The organism is Pantoea phosphatilytica, from assembly GCF_051025615.1.
Taxonomy (GTDB): domain Bacteria; phylum Pseudomonadota; class Gammaproteobacteria; order Enterobacterales; family Enterobacteriaceae; genus Pantoea.
Window position 1 is genome coordinate 1,683,119 of record NZ_JBPFDF010000001.1, and the last position, 22,127, is coordinate 1,705,245.

Genomic DNA, 22,127 nt, shown 5'->3' on the forward strand with positions numbered 1-22,127 from the left:
CCCAGGCGCCCTTATTTCTTCAGATTCGGTTTTTTGCTCTCTTCTTTCTGTCGATCGATCCACTGGTTCAGCCGTGTCCTGGCCTCACTCTGCAGGCGTTCGCGCAGCACGTCATCCACGGGCAGCGAATATTGCAGGTTGTTCCAGTCGCCGTAGATGCGCAGCGGGACCGGCTGATCGGCAAGGGCTTTCACCAGCGTCTCAGCACCCCGCCAGCCGCTGAGCTTCAGCCCCAGCGTCACATCCAGCTGCTGCTGCGCCATATCCACTTTGCCGGCACCCTGCAGGTCGAGATTATGGCCGTTGCCGTTGATATCGCTGAAGCTGAGCACGCCTTTATTGAGGGCCACCTGGCCGCTGATCGACTCAATGCCCTCATCGGCCGCATCTTCCGCCTCTTCACGGCTGACCTTATCGCTGACCCGCGCCACGGCGCGCTGCACCATCTGCTGCAGATTGAGCTGCGCCAGCTTAAGGTTGCTGGCGCTCAGGGTCGCCCTGCCCTGCCAGCGACGTTTAGCTGCCTCGACACTCAGCGTGTCGCCCGCCAGATCGCCGTCAAGACTCAGATTGCCCTGCAGGCTTTCCGGCAGGTTAAAGGCTTTCAGCAGGGGCTGAATCGCAATCAGCCGGAGCTGCGGCTTCAGCGTCACCTGCGTCTCTGGCTGACGGATATCAATGCGGCCGGGAACCGAGAAGCTGCCATTGCCCAGCTTACCGCTAAGAGTATTAAGCGTCATCAGCCCCTGCTGATTGCTGGCGTCGAGCGTCAGGCCGGTCAGCGCGAGGCCGCGCCAGACGACACTCTCTGCCTGGAGCTTCAGCGCCAGATCCATGTCGTTCAGCGGAGAGTCAGCATTAATGCGTTCGCGTGGCACCGCAATCACCGGTGAACGGGCCACTGTGGCGTGCTGCGCGCCTGCCGTTTCAGACGCGGGCGCGCTGGTCAGTAAATTATCGAGGTTGAGCGAACTGGCTTTCAGATCCAGCGCCAGCTGCTGCGGAGGCATCAGGTGACCGCTGCCCTGCCCGGTGAGCGTGCTGTCGTTAGCGGTGAGCTGCAGATTGCTGAACGCGAAGCGCTGGCGGTCGCCATTCCACTCCCCCTGCAGACTCAGCGAGCCTTTAATGCCCTGCACCGGGATATCCGCACCGGAGAGGGTATAATCCAGCTGCTGCAACTGGCCGCTGAGACGATGAGGATATTGTGAGGCGTCGAGCTGCCCCTTCAGCGACAGGGTGACGTTGCGCTGGTTGCGCATCAGGCTGGTGCTCAGCGCCAGGGTCGCCAGATTGCTGGCATCCTGATCCATGCTGATGTTGAGGTCACGGAAATTGTACTCATCGCCGCCCGGCTGCTGCCAGATGAGCAGACTGTCGGCAACGCGCAGTTTTGCGATGTCAAAAGACCAGCCGCTGGCGGGTGACGCAGGCTCCGCATCACGCGGTCCCTGCGGCGCGTTTTTGGCGGGCTGTGGACTGCTGTCGGGGGTGACACGCACTATCGCATTTTTCAGCATCACCTGACTGACGCTGAGCTGGTGGGAGAGCAGCGGCCACAGATTGACATCCAGCCGCATATTTTCGGCCGACACCAGCGGCTGACTGGCCCCTGGTGCGGTCAGGCTCATCCGGCCGGCGAGGATACTGAGCTGAGGCCAGACGTGCCAGCGCAGATCGCTGCTGACCTCCAGCCGATAACCACTGCGTTGTTCAACCTGTTGTACCATATAGGCACGAAAGTCGTTGGGATTGACCAGCAGCACCAGCGCGCTCATTCCCGATACGACCACCACTAACAGGATGGCCAGCGTGGTTATCACTCTTTTCATTACATCCTCAGATTAATCTTTGTCGATACGGCTGGCATCAGCACCCTGCTGACCGCGATATTTCGCATCTTCACGGCGGTTATAGGGGCGCGCAGCCGGGCCGGAAAGGGGTTCAAAACTCAGTGCGCCGATTAACATGCCAGGACGCAGTGCCAGCGGCAGTTTACCTGAATTGTAGAACTCCAGCACGATACGGCCCTGCCAGCCCGGATCGATGCGGTGAGCCGTGACGTGCACCATCAGGCCCAGACGCGCCAGCGACGAGCGCCCATCCAGCCAGCCGACCAGATCATCGGGCAGCGTCACCGACTCCAGCGTGACCGCCAGCGCCAGTTCGCCCGGGTGCAGGAAGAAGGCTTCGCCTTCTGCCAGCACGATCTCATCGCTCATGACCCGATCCAGGGCGGCACTGACTTCCTGCTTCGGCCCGCTCAGATCGATAAAGGCCGCGGTATGCCCGCTGAAGGTACGGAACTGATTACCCAGCCGCACATCGACCGTAGCACCATTGATGCGTTCGACCGGCGGGCGCGGCTCAATGGCCAGTTTGCCACTATCGAGCCAGGCTTCAATATCGCGATCGCATAATCTCATTGCGGAAACTCCATGACATAAGTGTAGCGAACCGACTTCAGTCTGCCTGCCGTCGGTCTGCGCCACGTCCCACCGGACGTGGATTATTCAAAAAACTGGTTGATTTTTGCCTTGAGGATATCGATGGCGATACGGTTTTTTCCGCCGCGCGGCACGATAATATCGGCGTACTGTTTAGAGGGCTCGATGAACTGCAGGAACATCGGACGAACCGTCTTCTGGTACTGACTCATTACTGAATCCATCGAGCGCCCGCGCTCATTGACATCGCGCTTCATACGGCGCATCAGACAGATGTCGAGCGGCGTATCCACGAAGATTGAGAAGTTGAGTTCCTGACGCAGACGGGCGTCGGTCAGCAGCAGAATGCCCTCCAGGATAATCACCTTTTTGGCTTTCAGATGCTGGGTCTGCTGCGTACGGGTGTGTTCAACGTAACTGTAGACCGGCAGTTCAATATCCTGACCGGCTTTCACCGCCTGCAGGTGCTGCAGCAGTAAATCATGATCCATCGCGCTCGGATGGTCATAATTGGTTTTAACCCTCTCTTCCATGGTGAGGTGACTTTGATCTTTGTAATAAGCATCTTCCGGGATGACCCCGATGTGCTCGTCACCTACCTGATCACGGATTTCACGATAGAGCGTGCTGGCAATTAAACTTTTACCGGATGCGGAAGCGCCGGCAATGCCTACAATCACGCACTGATGAGACTTGTCAGTCATACTTTTTTAAGACCTGATAACTGGAGCCTGCCACTGGACACACATTACGCGGGCAGCGGACGGGCCGAAATGGAGAGGGTGTGTTCGCGCTAAGTATAGGGATTTCGGTCTTTTGATGCCAGAGAAATGGCGTCGGCGACTTTTCAGACTTTCCCCTTTGGACGCCACTCATTTCACCGATAAACTGTTGTCACAGCCAATTATAACTAAAATGGCCCCTTCAGCGTGCCGGACAGCCCGCGCGCGACGCTCTCATAACGACCCGAGAAGGCAGCAGGAGTAGTATGCACTGGAAGACTTTGACCTATTTTGGCGACAGCATGCTGTTGATTCCGACAGCCGTGATTATTGCGCTGATTTTACCCTGGAAGAGTGACAACCGTCTTACCGTCCTCTACTGGATTGTCGCTTTCGGCCTGGCCGGGCTCACGGTCAGCATTTCGAAGATTCTGTTCCTGGGATTCGGCATCGGCAGCGCCCGTTTTAATTTCACCGGTTTCAGCGGTCACAGTGCGATGTCCGCTACGCTGTGGCCGGTGATGCTGTGGCTGATCTCGGGTCGCTGGTCGCTGCCGGGTCGCGTGGTGGCGATCGGGGTAGGCTACCTTATCCCGCTGATGGTGGGATTCTCCCGTCTGGTGATCCATGCGCACTCCAGAAGCGAGGTCGCGACCGGTCTGCTGCTGGGTTTCACGCTGAGCACCGCGTTTCTGATCTCGCAGCGGCGCACCACGCTCAAAGGCTTTAGCTGGACCCAGGTCGGCGCTGCACTGGTCATACCCTTTATTCTGATGAGTCACGGGCGCGTCGCTACCACGCAGCAGTTTCTGGAGCGGTTCTCTGCCAGCCTTGCGGGGATGGAAAAACCTTACACCCGTGCCGATCTTTTCCGTCAGTAATCAATAGGCTGGCTCGTCATCCCCCCCTGCCCGCCAATTCGCCGAATAACGGGCAATTTTGATTTCACCCCTTTTTTCTTTGCCGAATGTGCTAGCATGCAGTCAGAGAATGACTGGTGCCTGATTCGCCGTTGCGGAGCCCTGCACCCTGCCGGAAGCCCGCATGACTGAGATTTTATCCCCGCAAAACAACACGCCCAACCGCTGGCTTCAGGCGCTGGTTCTGGGCGGGATACTCTTTTTCCTGACGCTGTTCTGTCTTGAACTGATTGTGGTCAGCGGGAAGATTTCCCCGCTCTGGTTCCCCACGACGCTGATGACCGTCGTGGTTTTCCGCTGTCCGACGCGCCAGCTGCCGCTGCTGCTGACAGCCTGCGTCCTGGGCACCGCGAGTGCTAACGCCCTGGTCATCGGCCCCGCCTTTTCTAACCTTAAATTTACGCTGCTCAACCTGATTCAGGCGGGTGTCGGCGGTATGCTGCTGCGCGCTCTGCTGGATCGGCGCACACCGCTGGATTCGCTGAGTGACTGGGCACGACTGGTGCTGTCGGTGGGCATTATGACGCCGGTGCTCGGCGGCCTGCTGGCGCTCTGGACGCTCCAGGTCAGCGGCCAGGCGTCGTTTCCCTTCTTCTATACCTGGGTGATCTCCGAGATCATCGGTATGCTGGTGCTCGGCCCGATGCTGCTGCTGCTGCCCTGGCCGCTGCGTCGCGCGCAGTTCAGCGATCTGCGTCTGGCCGAACTCGCCCTGACGCTGCTGCTTACCCTCGGTTCCAGTTACCTGTCACTGCGCTTTCTGCCCTGGCCCTTTACCTTTATTGTGGTGATTCTGTTCTGGTGCGCCGTTCGCCTGCCTAAACTGCAGGCGTTTATCCTGTTCTTTCTCAACGCCAGTTTTATCTCCATGCTGCTGGCTTTAGATCTGGTCAACGTGGTCAGCAACAACAGCGCGCTGGGTCCGGTCTCCAGCTGGCTGCCGTTTCTGCTGGTGCTGATACCCAGCCATATCATGTCGCTGGTGATGGATGCCTCCCGGCGCGAGAAACTGCATATTTCCGACAGTGAAACCCGCTTCCGTCATGCCATGGAGTACTCAGCAATCGGTATGGCGCTGGTCTCCCCGCAGGGCAACTGGCTGCAGGTCAACCGCTCACTCTGTCAGATCCTCGGCTACCCGGCGGATGAGCTGAAGCGACTGACCTTTCAGCAGATCACGCATCCCGACGATCTCTCTAAGGATATGCAGCATGTAGGCCGACTGCTGGAAGGCGACATCGACACCTATACCTTTGAGAAACGCTACTTCCGCAAAGATGGCGAAATCGTCTGGGCACGCCTGACGGTCTCGCTGGTGCGTGACAGCAGCTATGCCCCCCTCTACTTCATTGCGCAGATCATCGATATCTCTGAGCTGAAGCAGAGCGAACAGGTGAACCGGCGGCTGATGGAGCGTATCACGCTGGCCAACGAAGCGGGCGGCATCGGCGTCTGGGAGTGGAACCTGCTGACCGGCGAGATGCTGTGGGATAAGCGTATGTACGCCCTGTTTGGTCTGGAACCACATGAGTCGCCGAGCTACGACCTCTGGATCCATCTGCTGCATCCCGCCGATCGCGAATACGCGGCGCTGACGGTGCAGCAGGCCATTGAGCTGCGCAGCGCCTTTCATATGGAGTATCGCGTCGTTGACAGGCAGGGACAGCGCTGGGTGCGAACCCAGGCTAACCGGCTGCTGAGTAAAGAGGGACGCATTGAGCGGATGCTGGGTATCTGTCAGGACATTACGCCGCTGCGCAACCTGAATGAGGCGCTGTTTCAGGAGAAAGAGCGCATGGCGATTACCCTTGATTCGATCGGCGAAGCGGTGATCAGCACCGATAAAGAGATGTGCGTGGCCTTTATGAATCCGGTAGCGGAGAAGATGAGTGGCTGGACGCAGGAGCAGGCCACAGGTCAGCCGCTGAGTAAGGTGCTGCACATTACTCAGGGCCGCAACGGCCCCGAGGTCGAAAATCTTCTGTTGTGCCAGTTGCCGCCAGAAAAGGTCACCCCGGATTTTGCGGAAGATCTGGTGCTGCATGCCCCCGATGGCAGTCATATTGATATTCACTACAGCATCACCCCGCTGCGTTCAGAAGCCGGTCTGGAACAGGGTGCCGTAATGATTATTCAGGATGTCAGTGAGTCACGTAAGCTGATGAAGCGTCTGAGCTACAGTGCGCTGCATGATACGCTGACCAGCCTGCCTAACCGCGCCAGCTTCGAACTGCAGCTTAAGCGTCTGCTGTTCGATGCCGCGGAGCATCATCATCACCATGTGCTGGTGTTTATCGATCTGGACAAGTTTAAGGCCATTAACGACAGCGCCGGCCATGCCGCCGGGGATGCACTCCTGCGCGAACTCTCTGAACTGATGCAGCACCATCTTCGCAGCAGCGATTTTCTGGCCCGACTGGGCGGCGATGAGTTCGCCCTGCTGATGCCTGACTGTGAGGTCGCGCAGGCGCATGACGTGGTGCAGCGTATCGTTGCCGCAGTCAATGACTACCGCTTCCAGTGGCTGGGTCGCCTGTACCAGGTCGGTGCCAGCGCCGGGGTGACCCAGATCTCCGCCGAAAACTGTCAGAGCAGCGACGTGCTGTCGCAGGCCGATATCGCCTGTTACAACGCCAAACGCAGCGGTCGCGGACGGCTGATGATCTATGAACAGCATCGCCTGCCACTGCCGGGTCATCATCAGGGTCTGGATGCCGGCATGATCGATGCCCTGCAGATCGAACTGGCCGCCTGGGCTGTTGCTCCGCCGAAAACGCCGCAGGCGGCCTTTATCTGGCTGCTGGATGTCCAGCTGTTAAGCGCGGACGGGTTGCTGATGGATGAAACGCTGCTGCGCAGTAACCTTGCCGATGAGGCGCTGCGTCGCCGGCTGGATAACAACATTCTGGAGGCTTTTTTCCGCCACGACGTAGAAGCGCTGAATCACAAGGGCATTCCGGTGGTTCTGCCACTGCATGCGCAGATACTGAGTGATGCCGCCTTTGTGCACCAGCTCTGTCAGCGCTTTGTCGCCGCCGGTCTGGCCGATAGCCGCGCAGGTTTTGCTTTTCCGGCGGCGAGCGTCATCGGTAAAGGCGATCAGATCTATGCAGCGCTGCGGCAACTGCGGCAGTGCGGCTGCCGTATCGTCCTGCAGCATTTTGGCCGTAATCTGGATGCCTTCAATCTGCTGAGTGATGACGTGGTCGATTATCTGGTGCTGGCACCTGATCTGGTGGCAAACGTGCATGCCAGTCTGATGGATGAGATGCTGCTGACCATTATTCAGGGGCAGGCCACGCAGCGACACATTTCCGTACTGGCCGGTCCGGTTTCCGTGCCAGCCGTGCTGAATACCCTGGCGACGCTGGATGTGGATGGCGTCTGGGGCAGTGCTGTCGCCGAGCGTCAGCCGCTGCGTTCGCTGGCCGAAGCTCGCCTCTTCGCTATCCGTTAATTCCCGCGCTGGCCGCTTGCCACCCCGCTGAAGCTGCGCTAAAGTCGCCCCCTTTTTTCCGGCATGGGGGCGAAAATGTTCATAGGATTCGATTACGGCACGGCTAACTGCTCTATTGCAGTCAGCGAAAAGGGCACGCCACGCCTGTTAACGCTGGAAAACGATCAGCGCCTGCTGCCATCAATGATCTGTGCGCCGACACGCGAGTCGATCAGCGAATGGCTTTATCGTCATCATCAGGTTGCGACGCCGGACAGCGAAACCACGGCACTGCTACAGCGCGCACTGCGGTTCAACCGCGAAGAGGATATCGAGGTTCAGGCGAACAGCGTGCAGTTTGGCCTGACCGCGCTGCAGCACTACATGGCTGACCCGGAAGATGTCTGGTTCGTTAAATCCCCCAAATCGTTTCTCGGTGCCAGCGGCCTGAAGTCTCAGCAGCTTGCCCTGTTTGAAGATCTGGTCTGCGCCATGATGCTACACATCCGTCAGCAGGGCGAGAGCCAGCTCGGTCAGACCATTCAGCAGGCAGTCATCGGCCGACCGGTCAACTTCCAGGGCGCGGGCAGCGAAGAGTCTAACCAGCAGGCTGAAGGTATTCTGCTGCGCGCCGCACACCGTGCCGGTTTCCGCGACGTCGAGTTTCAGTTCGAGCCGGTCGCGGCCGGACTCGATTTCGAGGCGACGCTGCAGCAGGAGACGCGGGTGCTGGTCGTCGATATCGGCGGCGGCACCACCGACTGCTCAATGTTGCTGATGGGGCCGAAATGGCGCGACAAGGCGGACCGCCGTGAAAGCCTGCTGGGCCACAGCGGTTGCCGCGTTGGCGGAAACGACCTGGACATCATGCTGGCGTTTAAAACCCTGATGCCTCTGCTGGGGCTCGGCGGCAACACCCAGAAAGGCACCGCCCTGCCCGCCCTGCCGTGGTGGAATGCGATTGCCATCAATGATGTGCCGGCACAGAGCGACTTCTACAGTGCGGCCTGTGGAAAATGGCTGCGGGATCTGGTGCGCGATGCCGAACAGGGCGACGTCGTGGCCCGCCTGCTGAAGGTGTGGCAGCAGAAACTGAGCTATCGTCTGGTACGAGCGGCCGAAGAGAGCAAGATCGCGCTGTCAGCCAGCCCGGCCCATACCGCTTCGCTCGACTTCATTGCCGCGGCATTGCAGACGGAGATTGCGGTGAACCAGTTGCAGGAGGCGATCAGTCAGCCGCTGGAGAAAATTCTGGAGCAGGTGCAGCTGGCGCTGGCCACCAGCCAGATTAAACCTGATGTGATCTACCTGACCGGCGGCAGCGCGCGTTCACCGCTGCTGCGTGCAGCCCTGCAGCAGACGCTGCCGGATACGCCGATTGCGGGCGGCGACGACTTCGCCTCGGTCACCGCCGGACTGGCCCGCTGGGCAGAAGTGATGTTCCGCTAATCCTGCCCTGCGACAACAAAAATGGCACCCGAGGGTGCCATTTTTATTTGCCGACAACGGCGATGAGCAGGCGCAGGCTCACAGGGCTCAGCACGTCCAGGCCGTCTGTCCGGTACGCCATCCTTTCACTCTTTATCAGAAGGCGATATTGGCGCTGATACCGCCAATAAACGCATCTTTCACTTCGCTGACCGCGCCCGGTGCCACGACATACTGCAGATTAGGGCGCAGTGACATCCAGTTTGTGACTTTAGCGTTGTAGTAGATCTCATAGTTGTATTCCGAACCTGACTGAACCGGCAGATAAGTCGGGCTGTCGAAGCGGCTTTCGCCGTTAGCCTGATTCTGCTGACGCAGTGACCGGGTATAGTCGCTGTTCACATGAATACGTGCTGCGCCCACGCCAATCTCATCCTGCGGACGGGCATCAAACGGCCCGGTCCAGGTCAGGGCGAGCGACTGATAGTTGTCGGTTTTTGACGTCTTGTGGTCGTTCATCACCGCCTGCAGGCGAATGCCCAGTCCACGATTTACATCGCCGCTCTGTGCGGTCAGCTGCTGCTGCAATAACAGATAGCCGCCATAGGCACGCGCCTGATCCTGATAGCCGCCGTTGCGCCAGCTGCTGTAGACATCGCCATCCACCGACGAGGTGTAGTAACCGATGCGGTAGTTACCCGGCAGTTTTTCCGGCCCGAAGGTCGGTTTCCAGCCCAGCTCGATCGGCACCAGATTGCCTTCAGAATGGCGGGTGTCCAGACGGAAGCCGTCGCCGCGATCGTAGTTGGCGCGGTTCTGATTATAGAAACCGACCTGGAAGAAAAGCTCAGGAGTAAGATTGAACTTAATGCGGCCGCCCCACTGCGACACCGGCCAGTTGAACCAGCGATCGCCGCGCCAGTTCCCCGCCTGGCCGCTGCCCAGTGCCAGGTTCTGGAACAGATTGCCATCGAAGTTATCGAAGTCTTCGCCCACCGTGACCCGGCCGGCTTTCACATCGACCACATCGTCAAACAGTCCTTTGCGCAGCCAGAACTGCGTCAGGCGCCAGGTCTGGCCGCGACCGTAGACCTCCTGAACCGAAGAGAGCATCCCGGCGCGTCGGTCCCCTACCTGATCCGACAGGTTCTGACCGTCGCGATTGGTCACGGTCATCTGGAACTCGGCATCCTGCCAGTTCAGCAGTTTTTCCAGGTCAAAATTGGTGCCAAACGTCCACTGATCGCTGTAGCGCATAGTCGTGTTGCTGTCCGCGCCACCGCCCAGATTGGCCGCACTTTCCATGGTGTAGTTGACGTCAAATTTAATGCCGTCATCCTGCAGCTGCGTCCGGTAACCGCCCCAGTCACCAGCCATCCATTCGGAGTCGGGACTCAGCGCGTCAGCGGCCAGGGCTGACGTGGAAAGCATGGCCATAAGCAGGGTACCGGTTGCCACACGGGCAGAGGGAAAGCGGGCTTTTCTGTTTTTCATCGTGCTGATTCTTATGTAAGTGACCGAAAGTGACGCGCAGAGGATAGTGCTGGCTATTGAACGGCTTTTGTAAATACGTGCGCATACTTTCCGGAAACAGCAGATTGTTCGCGTAACTGTGATCGGGATCTCTTAGCGGTTACGTTTCAGCCAGAAACGGCAGTTTCTGCCGGGTCAGCGCAAAACAGGGGCACGATGGCCCCTGCGCTTAACGGCTCGCCTGGTCCAGTTGCGCAATCTCTGCGGGTGAGAGCGTAAGCTGCATCGCCCCGGTCAGATCGTCGAGCTGTTTCAGCGATGTGGCGCTGACAATCGGCGCGGTGATGCCGGGACGGGCGATCTGCCATGCCAGCGCCACCTGCGTCGGCGTCACCTGCTGCGCTGCGCTGATGGCATCCAGCGCGTCGAGGATCCGCAACCCGCGCGGATTGAGATATTTTTCGACCACGCTCTGCCCGCGCGCACTTTTCGCCGCATCCGCTGCTTCACGGTATTTGCCGCTGAGGAAACCGCTGGCGAGAGAATAGTAGTTGATCACGCCCAGTCCGTGCGCCTGCACCACAGGCTCCAGCTCCGACTCATAGGGCTGGCGGTCATAGAGGTTATATTCCGGCTGCAGGGTTTCGTAGCGCGCCAGTCCCTGCGCGTCACTGATCGCCAGCGCCTCCTGCAGTCGTGCGGCGCTGTAGTTTGAAGCCCCGATAGCCCGCACCTTGCCTTCGCGGATCAGGCCGTCAAAGGCGCTCAGTGTCTCCGCCAGGGGCGTATCTGCATCGTCGCGGTGCGCCTGATAGAGGTCGATATAGTCCGTCTGTAAACGGCGCAGCGACGCATCGACTGCCTGACGGATATAGTCCGGTTTCAGCCCGGTTTTCGCCGGGGACAGTTCCATCCCCACCTTGGTTGCCAGAACGATCCGGTCCCGTTTGCTACTTTTTTGCAGCCACTCGCCTATAAGGGTTTCCGATTCACCGCCTTTGTTGCCCGGCACCCAGCGGGAATAGACGTCGGCCGTATCGATAAACCAGAGCCCCCGCTCCACCAGCGCATCCAGCAGAGAAAATGAGGTAGCGCGATCCACCGTCCAGCCAAACACATTGCCGCCAAACGTCAGTCGCGGAACGGCGATACCGCTGTTACCTAACTGCCGTGTCTGATTCTGATGCATTTCTGGCTCCTTATTTACCGGAAAAACTGCCTGTTTCTCAGCATAGCAAAGGGGTTTTGCCTCTTTATGACGATTGTGCTGCGATTAATGAAAGAACAGGCATAATGACCCCGCCCTGACAGAGATTCCTTATTTCCTTCAACTTCTGCCCGTCAGAGGCGACTACAATCTGTCGTTTGCAGGCTAACCTTTTGATGCCTGCGCCTGGGACTACGTCACTGCTGGAGAGCACCGAATCATGAGCACCCGACATCCTGTTATGAAGAAAACCCTGATTGTGCTGGCCCTGATTGCTGTCGCGGCAGGCGGTTATTATGGCTGGCAGCGCAGTGCGGCACCGGAAAGCGGCAGCCAGCGTGATGCGTCTGCCCCGGGCGACAAAGGCCGTGGTGAGGGCGCGCATCGCCCACTGGCCCCTGTTCAGGCTGCCACCGCCACTCGCGAAAGCGTGCCGCAATACCTGAGCGGACTGGGTACGGTCACCGCCGCCAATACGGCCACCGTGCGCAGCCGGGTCAACGGCGATCTGCTGGCGATCCACTTTACCGAAGGCGATCAGGTTAAAGCAGGCGATCTTCTGGCGGAGGTCGATCCGCGCCCTTACCAGGTGGCGTTGGCACAGGCTCAGGGCCAGGTCGTCAAGGATCAGGCCACGCTGGCGAATGCCCGTCGCGACCTGGCGCGCTACGAGAAGCTGGCGAAAACGTCCCTGGTGTCGCAACAGAGTCTGGATACCCAGCGTTCACTGGTCGCTGAAACGCTCGGCACGCTAAAGGCGGATGAAGGAAACGCTGCCAGCGCACAGCTTAATCTGACCTACAGCCGGATCACCGCGCCGATTTCCGGGCGGGTCGGCCTGAAGCAGGTGGATGTGGGCAACTACGTCACCAGCAGCGACAGCACCGGCATCGTGGTGATCACCCAGACGCATCCGATCGATGTGCTCTTCACGCTGGCGGAGAACAGCATCAGCGCCATTCTGAAAGCGCAGAAAAGCGGCCAGCCGCTACTGGTTGAGGCCTGGGATCGCAGCAATAAAAACCTGATCGCCAGCGGCAAACTGCTGAGTCTGGACAACCAGATTGATGTCACCACCGGCACCATCAAAATCAAGGCGCGATTCGATAATCAGGATGACGCGCTGTTTCCTAATCAGTTCGTTAATGTGCGCCTGAAGGTCAACACGCTGCAGGATGCGATTGTCATCCCGCCTGCTGCACTGCAGATGGGCAACGAGGGGAACTTTGTCTGGGTCGTCAACAGCGATAACAAAGTGAGTAAGAAAAGCGTGGTGCCCGGCCTGCAGGACAGCCAGAAGGTGGTGATCACGGCCGGTCTGGAGGCGGGTGAGCGCGTGGTCACGGATGGTCTGGACCGCCTGACGGAGGGGGCAAAAGTGGAGGTTGTGGCACCGCAGAGCAGCGCGCCGCGCAGCAGTCGCGCCACGCTGCCGTCAAAAGGAGAGCGTGAGTAATGCAGGTCATGCCTCCCGATCAGCATGGCGGACCGTCTCGCCAGTTTATTCTGCGCCCGGTCGCCACCACGCTGCTGATGATTGCGATTCTGCTGGCTGGCGTGCTGGGTTATCGCTTTCTGCCGGTTTCGGCGCTGCCGGAAGTGGATTATCCGACCATTCAGGTCGTCACCCTCTATCCGGGTGCCAGCCCGGATGTGGTCACCTCCTCCATCACCGCCCCGCTGGAGCATCAGTTTGGTCAGATGTCCGGCCTGAAGCAGATGTCGTCGCAAAGCGCCGGCGGTGCCTCGGTGGTGACGCTGCAGTTTCAGCTGACGTTGCCGCTGGATGTGGCTGAGCAGGAAGTGCAGGCGGCAATTAACTCCGCCACCAACCTGCTGCCCAACGACCTGCCTAATCCGCCGGTCTACAACAAAGTGAATCCCGCCGATCCGCCCATCATGACGCTGGCCGTCACCACCCGCAGCATGCCGCTGACGCAGGTGCAGGACATGATCGAAACCCGGATAGCGCAGAAGATTTCACAGGTGAGTGGCGTCGGGCTGGTCACCCTGTCGGGCGGTCAGCGTCCGGCCGTGCGGGTTAAGCTGAACGTGCAGGCGCTGTCGGCACTCGGCCTGACCAGCGAAACGGTACGGACCGCCATCAGCAACGCCAACGTCAACTCCGCCAAAGGCAGTCTGGATGGCCCGACCCGCTCTGTCACGCTGTCGGCCAATGACCAGATGAAGTCCGCGGAAGATTACCGCCAGCTGATTATCAGCTATAAAAACAACGCCCCGGTGCGGCTCGGCGACGTGGCCACCATCGAACAGGGTGCAGAAAACAGCTGGCTGGGTGCCTGGGCCAACCGCGATGCGGCGATCGTGCTCAACGTCCAGCGTCAGCCTGGCGCCAATATCATCGCCACGGCGGACAATATCCGCGCCATGCTGCCTGCGCTGACCGCGACCCTGCCGAAGTCCGTTGAGGTGACGCTGCTCACCGACCGCACCACCAACATCCGCGCGTCGGTCAGCGACACCCAGTTTGAGCTGGTGCTGGCGATGGCACTGGTGGTGATGATTATCTACCTGTTTCTGCGCAACGTGCCTGCCACGCTGATCCCGGCGGTGGCGGTTCCCCTGTCGCTGATCGGCACCTTCGCCGCCATGTATTTCCTGGGCTTTTCGATCAACAACCTGACGCTGATGGCGCTGACCATCGCCACCGGTTTCGTGGTCGATGATGCCATCGTGGTGATCGAGAACATCTCACGCTATATCGAGAAGGGTGAAAAACCGCTGACCGCCGCGCTGAAAGGGGCTGGCGAGATCGGCTTTACCATCATCTCGCTGACCTTCTCGCTGATTGCGGTGCTGATCCCGCTGCTGTTTATGGGGGATGTCATTGGCCGGCTGTTCCGCGAATTTGCCGTGACGCTGGCGGTCGCCATCCTGATCTCGGCGGTAGTCTCACTGACCCTGACGCCAATGATGTGCGCCCGGATGCTCAGCGCGGAGTCGCTGCGCAAACAGAACCGTTTTTCCCGCGCCAGCGAAGCGATGTTTGACCGCATCGTGGCCTTCTATGGCCGTGGCCTGCGCCGGGTGCTGAATCACCCCTGGCTGACGCTATCGGTGGCGGTCGGCACCCTGATGCTGACGCTGATGCTGTGGATGATTATCCCGAAAGGCTTTTTCCCGCAGCAGGACAACAGCATTATTCAGGGCACGCTGCAGGCGCCGCAGTCGGTCTCCTACGCCAGCATGGCGCAGCGCACGCGCGATGTCGCCTCCATCATCATGAAAGATCCGGCGGTGCAGAGCCTGACTTCGTTTGTCGGCGTAGATGGCACCAATGCCGCGCTCAACAGCGCCCGGCTGCAGATCAACCTCAAACCGCTGGACCAGCGCGACGACCGGATTCCGGCGATTCAGCAGCGTCTGCAGAGGGCGGTGAGTCAGGTGCCGGGCGTGCAGCTCTGGCTGCAGGCCGTGCAGGATCTCACTATCGATACCCAGGCGAGCCGGACGCCTTACCAGTTTACGCTGCAGTCCGGTTCGCTCACCTCGCTCAGCACCTGGGTTCCGGCCCTGCTGACCCGGCTGAATACGCTGCCACAACTGCGTGATGTCAGCAGCGACTGGCAGGATCAGGGGCTGGAGGCGTTTGTTAACGTTGACCGTGACAGCGCCAGCCGCCTCGGCATCAGCATGGCGGACGTGGACAATGCACTCTACAACGCCTTTGGGCAGCGGCTTATCTCCACCATCTACACCCAGGCGAATCAGTATCGCGTGGTGCTGGAGCAGGATAATCACGCCACGCCAGGGCTGGAGAGTCTGGAAGCGATTCGCCTCAACAGCAGCGACGGCGGCAGCGTGCCGCTCAGCGCCATTGCCCGTATTGAACAGCGGTTCGCGCCGCTGACGATTAATCACCTCGACCAGTTCCCGTCGGCAACCTTCTCGTTCAACGTAGCGGAGGGCTACTCTCTGGAGGATGCGGTGAAGGCGGTGTCGCAGGCGGAAGCCGCGCTGGGCATGCCTGCAGAGATGATGACTCAGTTCCAGGGCAGCACGCTGGCGTTTGAAGCGGCGCTGAGCAGCACCGTCTGGCTGATCGTGGCGGCCATCGTTGCGATGTACATCGTGCTGGGCGTGCTCTATGAGAGCTTTATTCATCCGATTACCATTCTCTCCACGCTGCCTACCGCCGGGGTCGGCGCGCTGCTGGCGCTGATGCTCAGCGGCAATGAGCTGGATATTGTGGCGATCATCGGCATCATCCTGCTGATCGGCATCGTGAAAAAGAACGCCATCATGATGATCGACTTTGCGCTGGCGGCCGAGCGTGAAGAGGGGATGACGCCTTATGACGCCATCTATCAGGCCTGCCTGCTGCGTTTCCGTCCGATTCTGATGACCACGCTGGCGGCCCTGCTCGGCGCACTGCCGCTGATGCTCAGCACGGGCGTCGGTGCCGAACTGCGTCATCCGCTGGGCATTGCGATGGTGGGCGGGCTGATTCTGAGCCAGGTATTGACCCTCTTTACGACGCCGGTGATCTACCTGCTGTTTGATCGGCTGGCTCACGCGACACGCCGCCGCTTCAGCCGCAGGGAGGCCGCAGAGTGAAGTTCTTTACCCTCTTTATCCACAGGCCCGTAGCAACCACCCTGCTGACGCTGGCTATCGCGCTGGCCGGGGTGCTGGGTTTCCGCCTGCTGCCGGTGGCCCCGCTGCCCCAGGTCGATTTTCCGGTGATCGTGATCTCCGCCTCGCTGCCGGGTGCCGCGCCGGAGATCATGGCGTCATCGGTGGCCACGCCGCTGGAGCGTTCGCTGGGACGGATCTCAGGCGTCAGCGAAATGACCTCCACCAGCTCGCTGGGCAACACCCGCATCATCCTGGTGTTTGATTTCGACCGTGACATCAACGGAGCCGCGCGCGACGTGCAGGCCGCGATTAACGCCGCGCAGAGCCTGCTGCCGACCGGGATGCCGTCGCGTCCGACGTGGCGCAAGGTTAACCCTTCCGATGCGCCGATCATGATCATGACGCTGACGTCGGATACCTACAATCCGGGTCAGCTCTACGACTACGCCTCCACCCAGCTGGCGCAGAAGCTGTCGCAGATTGAGGGCGTGGGTGATGTAACCGTAGGCGGCAGCTCGCTGCCTGCGGTTCGCGTGGCACTGAATCCGCAGGCGCTGTTTAACCAGGGTGTCTCTCTGGATGACGTGCGCACCGCCATTTCCAGTGCCAACCAGCGACGTCCGCAGGGGGCACTGGATGATACCCAGCGGCGCTGGCAGCTTCGGACCAATGACGCGCTGCAGACCGCGCGTGAGTATCAGCCACTGATCGTCCATTATAAAAACGGTGCGGCCGTCCGGCTGTCGGATGTGGCCACGGTCCAGGATTCGGTACAGGATGTGCGCAACGCCGGGATGTCGCGCGGCAAGCCTGCGGTGCTGCTGCTGATCCGCAAAACGCCTGACGCTAACGTGATCGACACCGTGGACCGTATCCGCGCTGAAATGCCCCGGCTGCATGAGGTGATCCCGGCCGCTATCGACCTGCAGATTGCGCAGGATCGCTCACCAACGATTCGTGCTTCGCTGCATGAGGTCGAGCAGTCACTGATCATCGCCGTGCTGCTGGTGATCATGGTGGTATTTCTCTTCCTGCGTTCAGGCCGGGCCACGCTGATCCCCGCCGTTGCCGTGCCGGTTTCACTGATCGGCACCTTCGCTGCCATGTACCTCTGCGGCTTCAGCCTGAACAACCTGTCGCTGATGGCGCTGACCATCGCCACCGGTTTTGTGGTGGATGACGCGATCGTGGTGCTGGAGAACATTGCCCGCCACGTCGAAGCGGGCATGAAGCCGCTGGCGGCCGCGCTGAAAGGGGTGCAGGAAGTCGGCTTTACCGTGCTGTCGATGAGCCTGTCGCTGGTGGCGGTGTTCCTGCCGCTGCTGATGATCGGCGGGCTGATTGGCCGCTTCTTCTCAGAATTTGCCATTACCCTGTCGGTCTCTATCGTCATCTCCCTGTTTATCTCAATCACCCTGACGCCGATGATGTGCGCTTATCTGCTGAAGCCGCACGCGCCGCGCAGCCAGCCACGTCGTCGCGGGGCAGGTCGTCTGCTGATGGCGATCCAGCAGGGGTATGGCCGTTCGCTCAGGGTAGTGCTGAACCATGCGCGCTGGGTCATGCTGCTGTTTGTCGCCACCATTGTCCTGACCGGCTGGCTGTTTGTGCATGTGCCGAAAACCTTTATGCCGGAACAGGATACCGGACGGCTCTCCGGCTTTATCTCTGCCGACCAGAGTATTTCGTTCCAGGCGATGCGCAGTAAACTGCAGGATTTTATGGAGATTGTCGGGGCCGATCCGGCTGTGGACAGCGTGGTGGGCTTTACCGGCGGAATGCGCACCAACAGCGGCTCAATGTTTATCTCGCTGAAACCGCTCTCTGAGCGCAAAGAGAGCGCGCAGGCGGTTATCGCCCGGCTGCGCGGCAAGCTGGCAAAAGAGCCAGGCGCCAGTCTCTATCTGAATGCGGTGCAGGATCTGCGCGCCGGTGGACGGGAGGCGAACGCCAGCTACCAGTATTCGCTGCTGTCGGACGATCTGGGCGCCCTGCGGACGTGGGAGCCGAAAATCCGCGAGGCGTTTTCTGCCCTGCCGCAGCTGGCAGATGTGAACTCCGATCAGCAGGATAAGGGCAGCGAGATGGCGCTGACTTACGATCGGGAGAGCATGGCGCGGCTGGGTATCGACGTCTCAAAGGCCAACGATCTGCTGAACAACGCCTTTGGGCAGCGTCAGATATCCACTATTTATCAACCACTCAATCAGTACAAAGTGGTCATGGAGGTCGATCCGCGCTACACCCAGGATATCAGCGCCCTGTCGCAGATGTTTGTGATTAATGACGCGGGTAAAGCGATTCCGCTGTCGTGGTTCGCGCACTGGCAGCCCGCCAACGCGCCGCTGTCGGTGAACCATGAAGGCCTGTCGGCCGCATCCACTATCTCGTTTAACCTGCCGGAAGGGGTGTCGCTGTCGCAGGCGTCAGAGGCGATCGATCGCACCATGACTGCCATTGGCGTTCCCTCCAGCGTGCGCGGCAGCTTTGCCGGAACGGCGCAGGTGTTTAAGCAGTCGCAAAGCAGCCAGCTCTGGCTGATGCTGGCGGCAATCGGGGCGGTCTATATCGTGCTGGGGATCCTTTATGAGAGCTATGTGCATCCGCTGACCATCCTCTCTACCCTGCCCTCGGCGGGCGTGGGCGCGCTGCTGGCGCTGGAGCTGTTCGATACGCCTTTCAGCTTGATTGCGCTGATCGGCATTCTGCTGCTGATCGGCATCGTGAAAAAGAACGCTATCATGATGGTCGATTTCGCGCTGGAAGCGGAGCGCAACGGCCAGCTCAGCGCGCGCGAGGCGATCTTCCAGGCCTGCCTGCTGCGCTTCCGGCCGATTATGATGACCACGCTGGCTGCCCTGTTTGGTGCGCTGCCGCTGGTGCTGAGCAGCGGCGATGGCGCGGAGCTGCGTCAGCCGCTGGGGATTACCATCGCAGGCGGTCTGGTGATGAGCCAGCTGCTGACGCTCTACACGACGCCGGTGGTCTATCTGATGATGGATAAACTGCGGCGCAAAAAACGTCCGCTGGTCGCCACGCCGCAGCCGTAATGGCGGCAGTAGCGTGAGACATCGGGGGTAAGGCCGTTATCGGGGGGAGCGATGAGTACGCAAAGCACTAACGTCCGCTGGCAGTTATGGATCGTTGCCATCGGCTTCTTTATGCAGACGCTGGATACCACCATCGTGAACACGGCGATCCCCGCTATGGCGCACGATCTGGGCGTCAGCCCGCTGCACATGCACGCGGTCATCGTCTACTACGTGCTGACGGTGGCGGTGATGCTGCCGGTCAGCGGCTGGCTGGCGGATCGCTTTGGCGTGCGCAACATCTTCTTCAGCGCGATTCTGCTGTTCAGTCTGGGATCGCTGCTGTGCGCCCTCTCCGCCACGCTGGATCAGCTGGTGCTGTCGCGGGTGGTTCAGGGGATTGGCGGCGCGATGATGGTGCCGGTGGGCCGCCTGACGGTGATGAAGATCGTGCCGCGTGAGCAGTACATGTCCGCGATGACCTTTGTCACCCTGCCCGGTCAGATCGGCCCGCTGCTCGGCCCGGCGCTGGGCGGCGTGCTGGTGGAGTACGCCAGCTGGCACTGGATCTTCCTGATCAATATTCCGGTCGGCATCGCGGGCGCTATCGCCACCCTGATGCTGATGCCCAACTACCGTATGCAGACGCGGCGCTTTGACTTTGCCGGTTTTATCCTGCTGGCCGCCGGCATGGCGACCCTGACCCTGGCGCTGGATGGTCAGCGCAGCAGCGGCGGCTCTCCCCTGCTGCTGGGCGGCATGATTCTGGCGGGCACCTTCTCGCTGCTCTTCTATCTGCTGCATGCGCGCGGCAATGATAATGCGCTGTTCAGCCTGAAGCTGTTCGATAACCCGATTTACGCCATCGGCCTGCTCGGCAGCTTCACCGGCCGCATCGGCAGTGGCATGCTGCCCTTTATGACGCCGATATTTCTGCAGCTCGGCATGGGCTACAGCCCGTTCCACGCTGGTCTGATGATGATTCCGATGGTGCTGGGCAATATGGGGATGAAGCGCATCGTGGTGCGCATCGTTAATCTTTATGGCTATCGCCGGGTGCTGGTGATGTCGACCGTGGCGCTGGCGCTGGTGGTGCTGCTCTTCCCGCTGGTGGCGATGCTGGGCTGGGTCTGGCTGCTGCCGCTGGTGCTGTTTCTGCAGGGGATGGTGAACGCCATTCGCTTCTCGTCGATGAATACCCTGACGCTGAAGGAGCTGCCCGATGAGCTGGCCTCCAGCGGCAACAGCCTGCTGTCGATGATCATGCAGCTGTCGATGAGTATTGGCGTCACCGTGGCCGGGCTGCTGCTGGGGGCGTTTGCGCAGGAGAGCGTGGCGGGCAGCGCCGCAGAGCACCAGATGTTTATTTATACCTACCTTTGCATGTCGCTGATTATCATCCTGCCCGCGCTGGTATTCTGGCGCGTTCCCTCCCAGGTGAGTACCAACGTCGATCTGCGACGCCGGAGAAAAAAATGAGAGTGAACCTGCGCCTGGGTATCGGGGCGAAACTGTTTATGGCGATCTTCGCCACCTGCATGCTGGTGCTGATCACCATGCACTGGGGCGTGCGGCTCAGCTTCGAGCATGGCTTCGTCGACTACATCAAGCGCGGCAATCAGCAGCGCCTGAACCTGCTCAGCGATGCGCTGGCTGACCAGTATGAGCAGCACGGCAACTGGGATTTTTTGCGTCACAACGATCGGCTGATTTTCACCATGCTGCGTTCGCTGGAGCAGAACCCGGACAGCAGCAGTCAGCTGCCGCCCCACGGCTGGCGTACCCAGTTCTGGGTGCTCGATCAGCAGTACAAGGTGATGGTCGGCCCGCCGGGGCCGGTGCCGCCGGAAGGCACGCGGCGCAATATCATCACCAGCACGGGCAGGATAGTCGGCTGGGTGATCGGCTCTCCACCGGAGCGGCTGACGCGCAGTACCGATATTAACTTTGATCTTCAGCAGCGGCGCACCAGCTGGATCATCGTCGGCCTCTCGACCCTGCTGGCGGCGCTGGCGACCTGGCTGATGGCGCGCGGTCTGCTGGCCCCGGTTAAGCGGCTGGTCGACGGCACCCATCATCTGGCGGCCGGTAACTTCGCCACCCGCGTCGAGGTCAGCAGCCGGGATGAACTGGGTCAGCTGGCGGGCGACTTCAACCTTCTCGCCCGCTCGCTGGAGAAAAACGAAAGCATGCGTCGCGCCTTTATGGCCGATATCTCCCACGAGCTGCGCACCCCGCTGGCGATTCTGCGGGGTGAGCTGGAAGCGATGCAGGATGGGGTGCGCAAGCTGACGCCGGAAGCGATCGCCTCGTTACAGAGTGAAGTGGTGGTACTGACCAAGCTGGTGGATGACCTGCATCAGCTGTCGCTCTCTGACGTGGGAGCCCTCGCCTACCGCAAACAGGCGACCGATCTGGTACAGCTGCTGGAGGTGACGGCGGGCAGCTTTGCCGAACGCTATCGCGCGCACCAGCTGACGCTGAAACTGAATCTGCCCGACCAGGCCCCCTTCTTTGGCGATCCCGACCGCCTGATGCAACTCTTCACCAACCTGCTGGAGAACAGCCTGCGCTACACCGACAGCGGAGGCCGGGTAGAGGTGACGCTCCGCTATGAGGCTCCCGACTGGCATATCGAATTTGATGACAGTGCGCCCGGCGTGGACAAGGCGTATCAGGCGCAGATTTTTGAGCGTTTCTTCCGCACCGAGGGGTCACGCAACCGTGCCAGCGGCGGCTCAGGCCTCGGCCTCGCGATCTGCAAAAATATTGCGGCCGCGCATGGTGGCGACCTTCATGCGGCGCACTCTGATTTAGGTGGACTGAAAATCGCGCTACACTTGCGCTATGTTCCCCCTGTGTAGAC

General features: G+C 60.2%; 13 protein-coding genes. 8 read left to right on the top strand and 5 right to left on the bottom strand.

Annotated elements, in window-relative coordinates; genetic code table 11:
• Positions 1–11 precede the first annotated feature (11 nt).
• The 3 genes from asmA to udk form a co-directional block, all read right to left on the bottom strand.
• Positions 12–1,832 carry an outer membrane assembly protein AsmA gene (asmA, locus tag ACR6AS_RS08255; RefSeq protein ID WP_434161722.1) on the bottom strand — a complete coding sequence of 607 codons (1,821 nt, stop codon included), beginning with the start codon at positions 1,830–1,832 and terminating at the stop codon, positions 12–14.
• A gap of 12 nt (positions 1,833–1,844) precedes the next feature.
• On the bottom strand, positions 1,845–2,426 hold the full coding sequence (gene dcd / locus ACR6AS_RS08260; RefSeq protein WP_111139190.1) for a dCTP deaminase: 582 nt from the start codon (positions 2,424–2,426) through the stop codon (positions 1,845–1,847).
• A gap of 83 nt (positions 2,427–2,509) precedes the next feature.
• Entirely contained in the window at positions 2,510–3,151 is a 642-nt protein-coding gene (gene udk / locus ACR6AS_RS08265; RefSeq protein ID WP_004571279.1) for a uridine kinase, read from the bottom strand.
• Between the two features lie 284 nt (positions 3,152–3,435).
• Here udk and ACR6AS_RS08270 point away from each other — a divergent pair, with 284 nt between their 5' ends.
• The 3 genes from ACR6AS_RS08270 (at position 3,436) to yegD (ending at position 8,974) form a co-directional block, all read left to right on the top strand.
• The gene (locus ACR6AS_RS08270) at positions 3,436–4,050 is read left to right on the top strand and encodes a phosphatase PAP2 family protein (RefSeq protein WP_111139189.1); all 615 of its coding nucleotides are present in this window, start codon (positions 3,436–3,438) and stop codon (positions 4,048–4,050) included.
• Between the two features lie 163 nt (positions 4,051–4,213).
• Entirely contained in the window at positions 4,214–7,546 is a 3,333-nt protein-coding gene (locus ACR6AS_RS08275; RefSeq protein ID WP_434161724.1) for a diguanylate cyclase, read from the top strand.
• A gap of 75 nt (positions 7,547–7,621) precedes the next feature.
• Entirely contained in the window at positions 7,622–8,974 is a 1,353-nt protein-coding gene (yegD, locus tag ACR6AS_RS08280; RefSeq protein WP_434161726.1) for a molecular chaperone, read from the top strand.
• Positions 8,975–9,109: 135 nt separating this feature from the next.
• On the opposite strand, the gene ACR6AS_RS08285 is transcribed toward yegD, so the two are convergent.
• Both ACR6AS_RS08285 and ACR6AS_RS08290 read right to left on the bottom strand, forming a co-directional pair.
• Positions 9,110–10,447 carry a carbohydrate porin gene (locus ACR6AS_RS08285; protein WP_434161727.1) on the bottom strand — a complete coding sequence of 446 codons (1,338 nt, stop codon included), beginning with the start codon at positions 10,445–10,447 and terminating at the stop codon, positions 9,110–9,112.
• A 208-nt stretch (positions 10,448–10,655) separates the two neighbouring features.
• Positions 10,656–11,615 (bottom strand): aldo/keto reductase, encoded by a 960-nt coding sequence (locus ACR6AS_RS08290; RefSeq protein ID WP_367395635.1) that lies wholly within the window; start codon positions 11,613–11,615, stop codon positions 10,656–10,658.
• 238 nt (positions 11,616–11,853) lie between these two features.
• Between ACR6AS_RS08290 and ACR6AS_RS08295 the strand changes: the two genes are divergently transcribed.
• From ACR6AS_RS08295 to baeS, 5 genes are read left to right on the top strand one after another with little or no spacing between them, the layout of a single operon-like run.
• Positions 11,854–13,089, top strand: a complete 1,236-nt coding sequence (locus ACR6AS_RS08295) for an MdtA/MuxA family multidrug efflux RND transporter periplasmic adaptor subunit (RefSeq protein WP_111139184.1) — start codon at positions 11,854–11,856, stop codon at positions 13,087–13,089.
• Positions 13,089–16,211 (top strand): MdtB/MuxB family multidrug efflux RND transporter permease subunit, encoded by a 3,123-nt coding sequence (locus ACR6AS_RS08300; RefSeq protein ID WP_367395636.1) that lies wholly within the window; start codon positions 13,089–13,091, stop codon positions 16,209–16,211. Before ACR6AS_RS08295 ends, ACR6AS_RS08300 begins: the two co-directional genes overlap by 1 nt.
• On the top strand, positions 16,208–19,282 hold the full coding sequence (gene mdtC / locus ACR6AS_RS08305; protein ID WP_434161729.1) for a multidrug efflux RND transporter permease subunit MdtC: 3,075 nt from the start codon (positions 16,208–16,210) through the stop codon (positions 19,280–19,282). The genes ACR6AS_RS08300 and mdtC overlap by 4 nt, the downstream gene beginning before the upstream one ends.
• 51 nt (positions 19,283–19,333) lie before the next feature.
• Positions 19,334–20,740: an MFS transporter gene (locus ACR6AS_RS08310; protein WP_293771817.1), complete on the top strand. Its 1,407-nt coding sequence runs from the start codon at positions 19,334–19,336 to the stop codon at positions 20,738–20,740.
• Positions 20,737–22,125 (top strand): envelope stress sensor histidine kinase BaeS, encoded by a 1,389-nt coding sequence (gene baeS, locus ACR6AS_RS08315; RefSeq protein ID WP_434161730.1) that lies wholly within the window; start codon positions 20,737–20,739, stop codon positions 22,123–22,125. Before ACR6AS_RS08310 ends, baeS begins: the two co-directional genes overlap by 4 nt.
• Positions 22,126–22,127 lie beyond the last annotated feature (2 nt).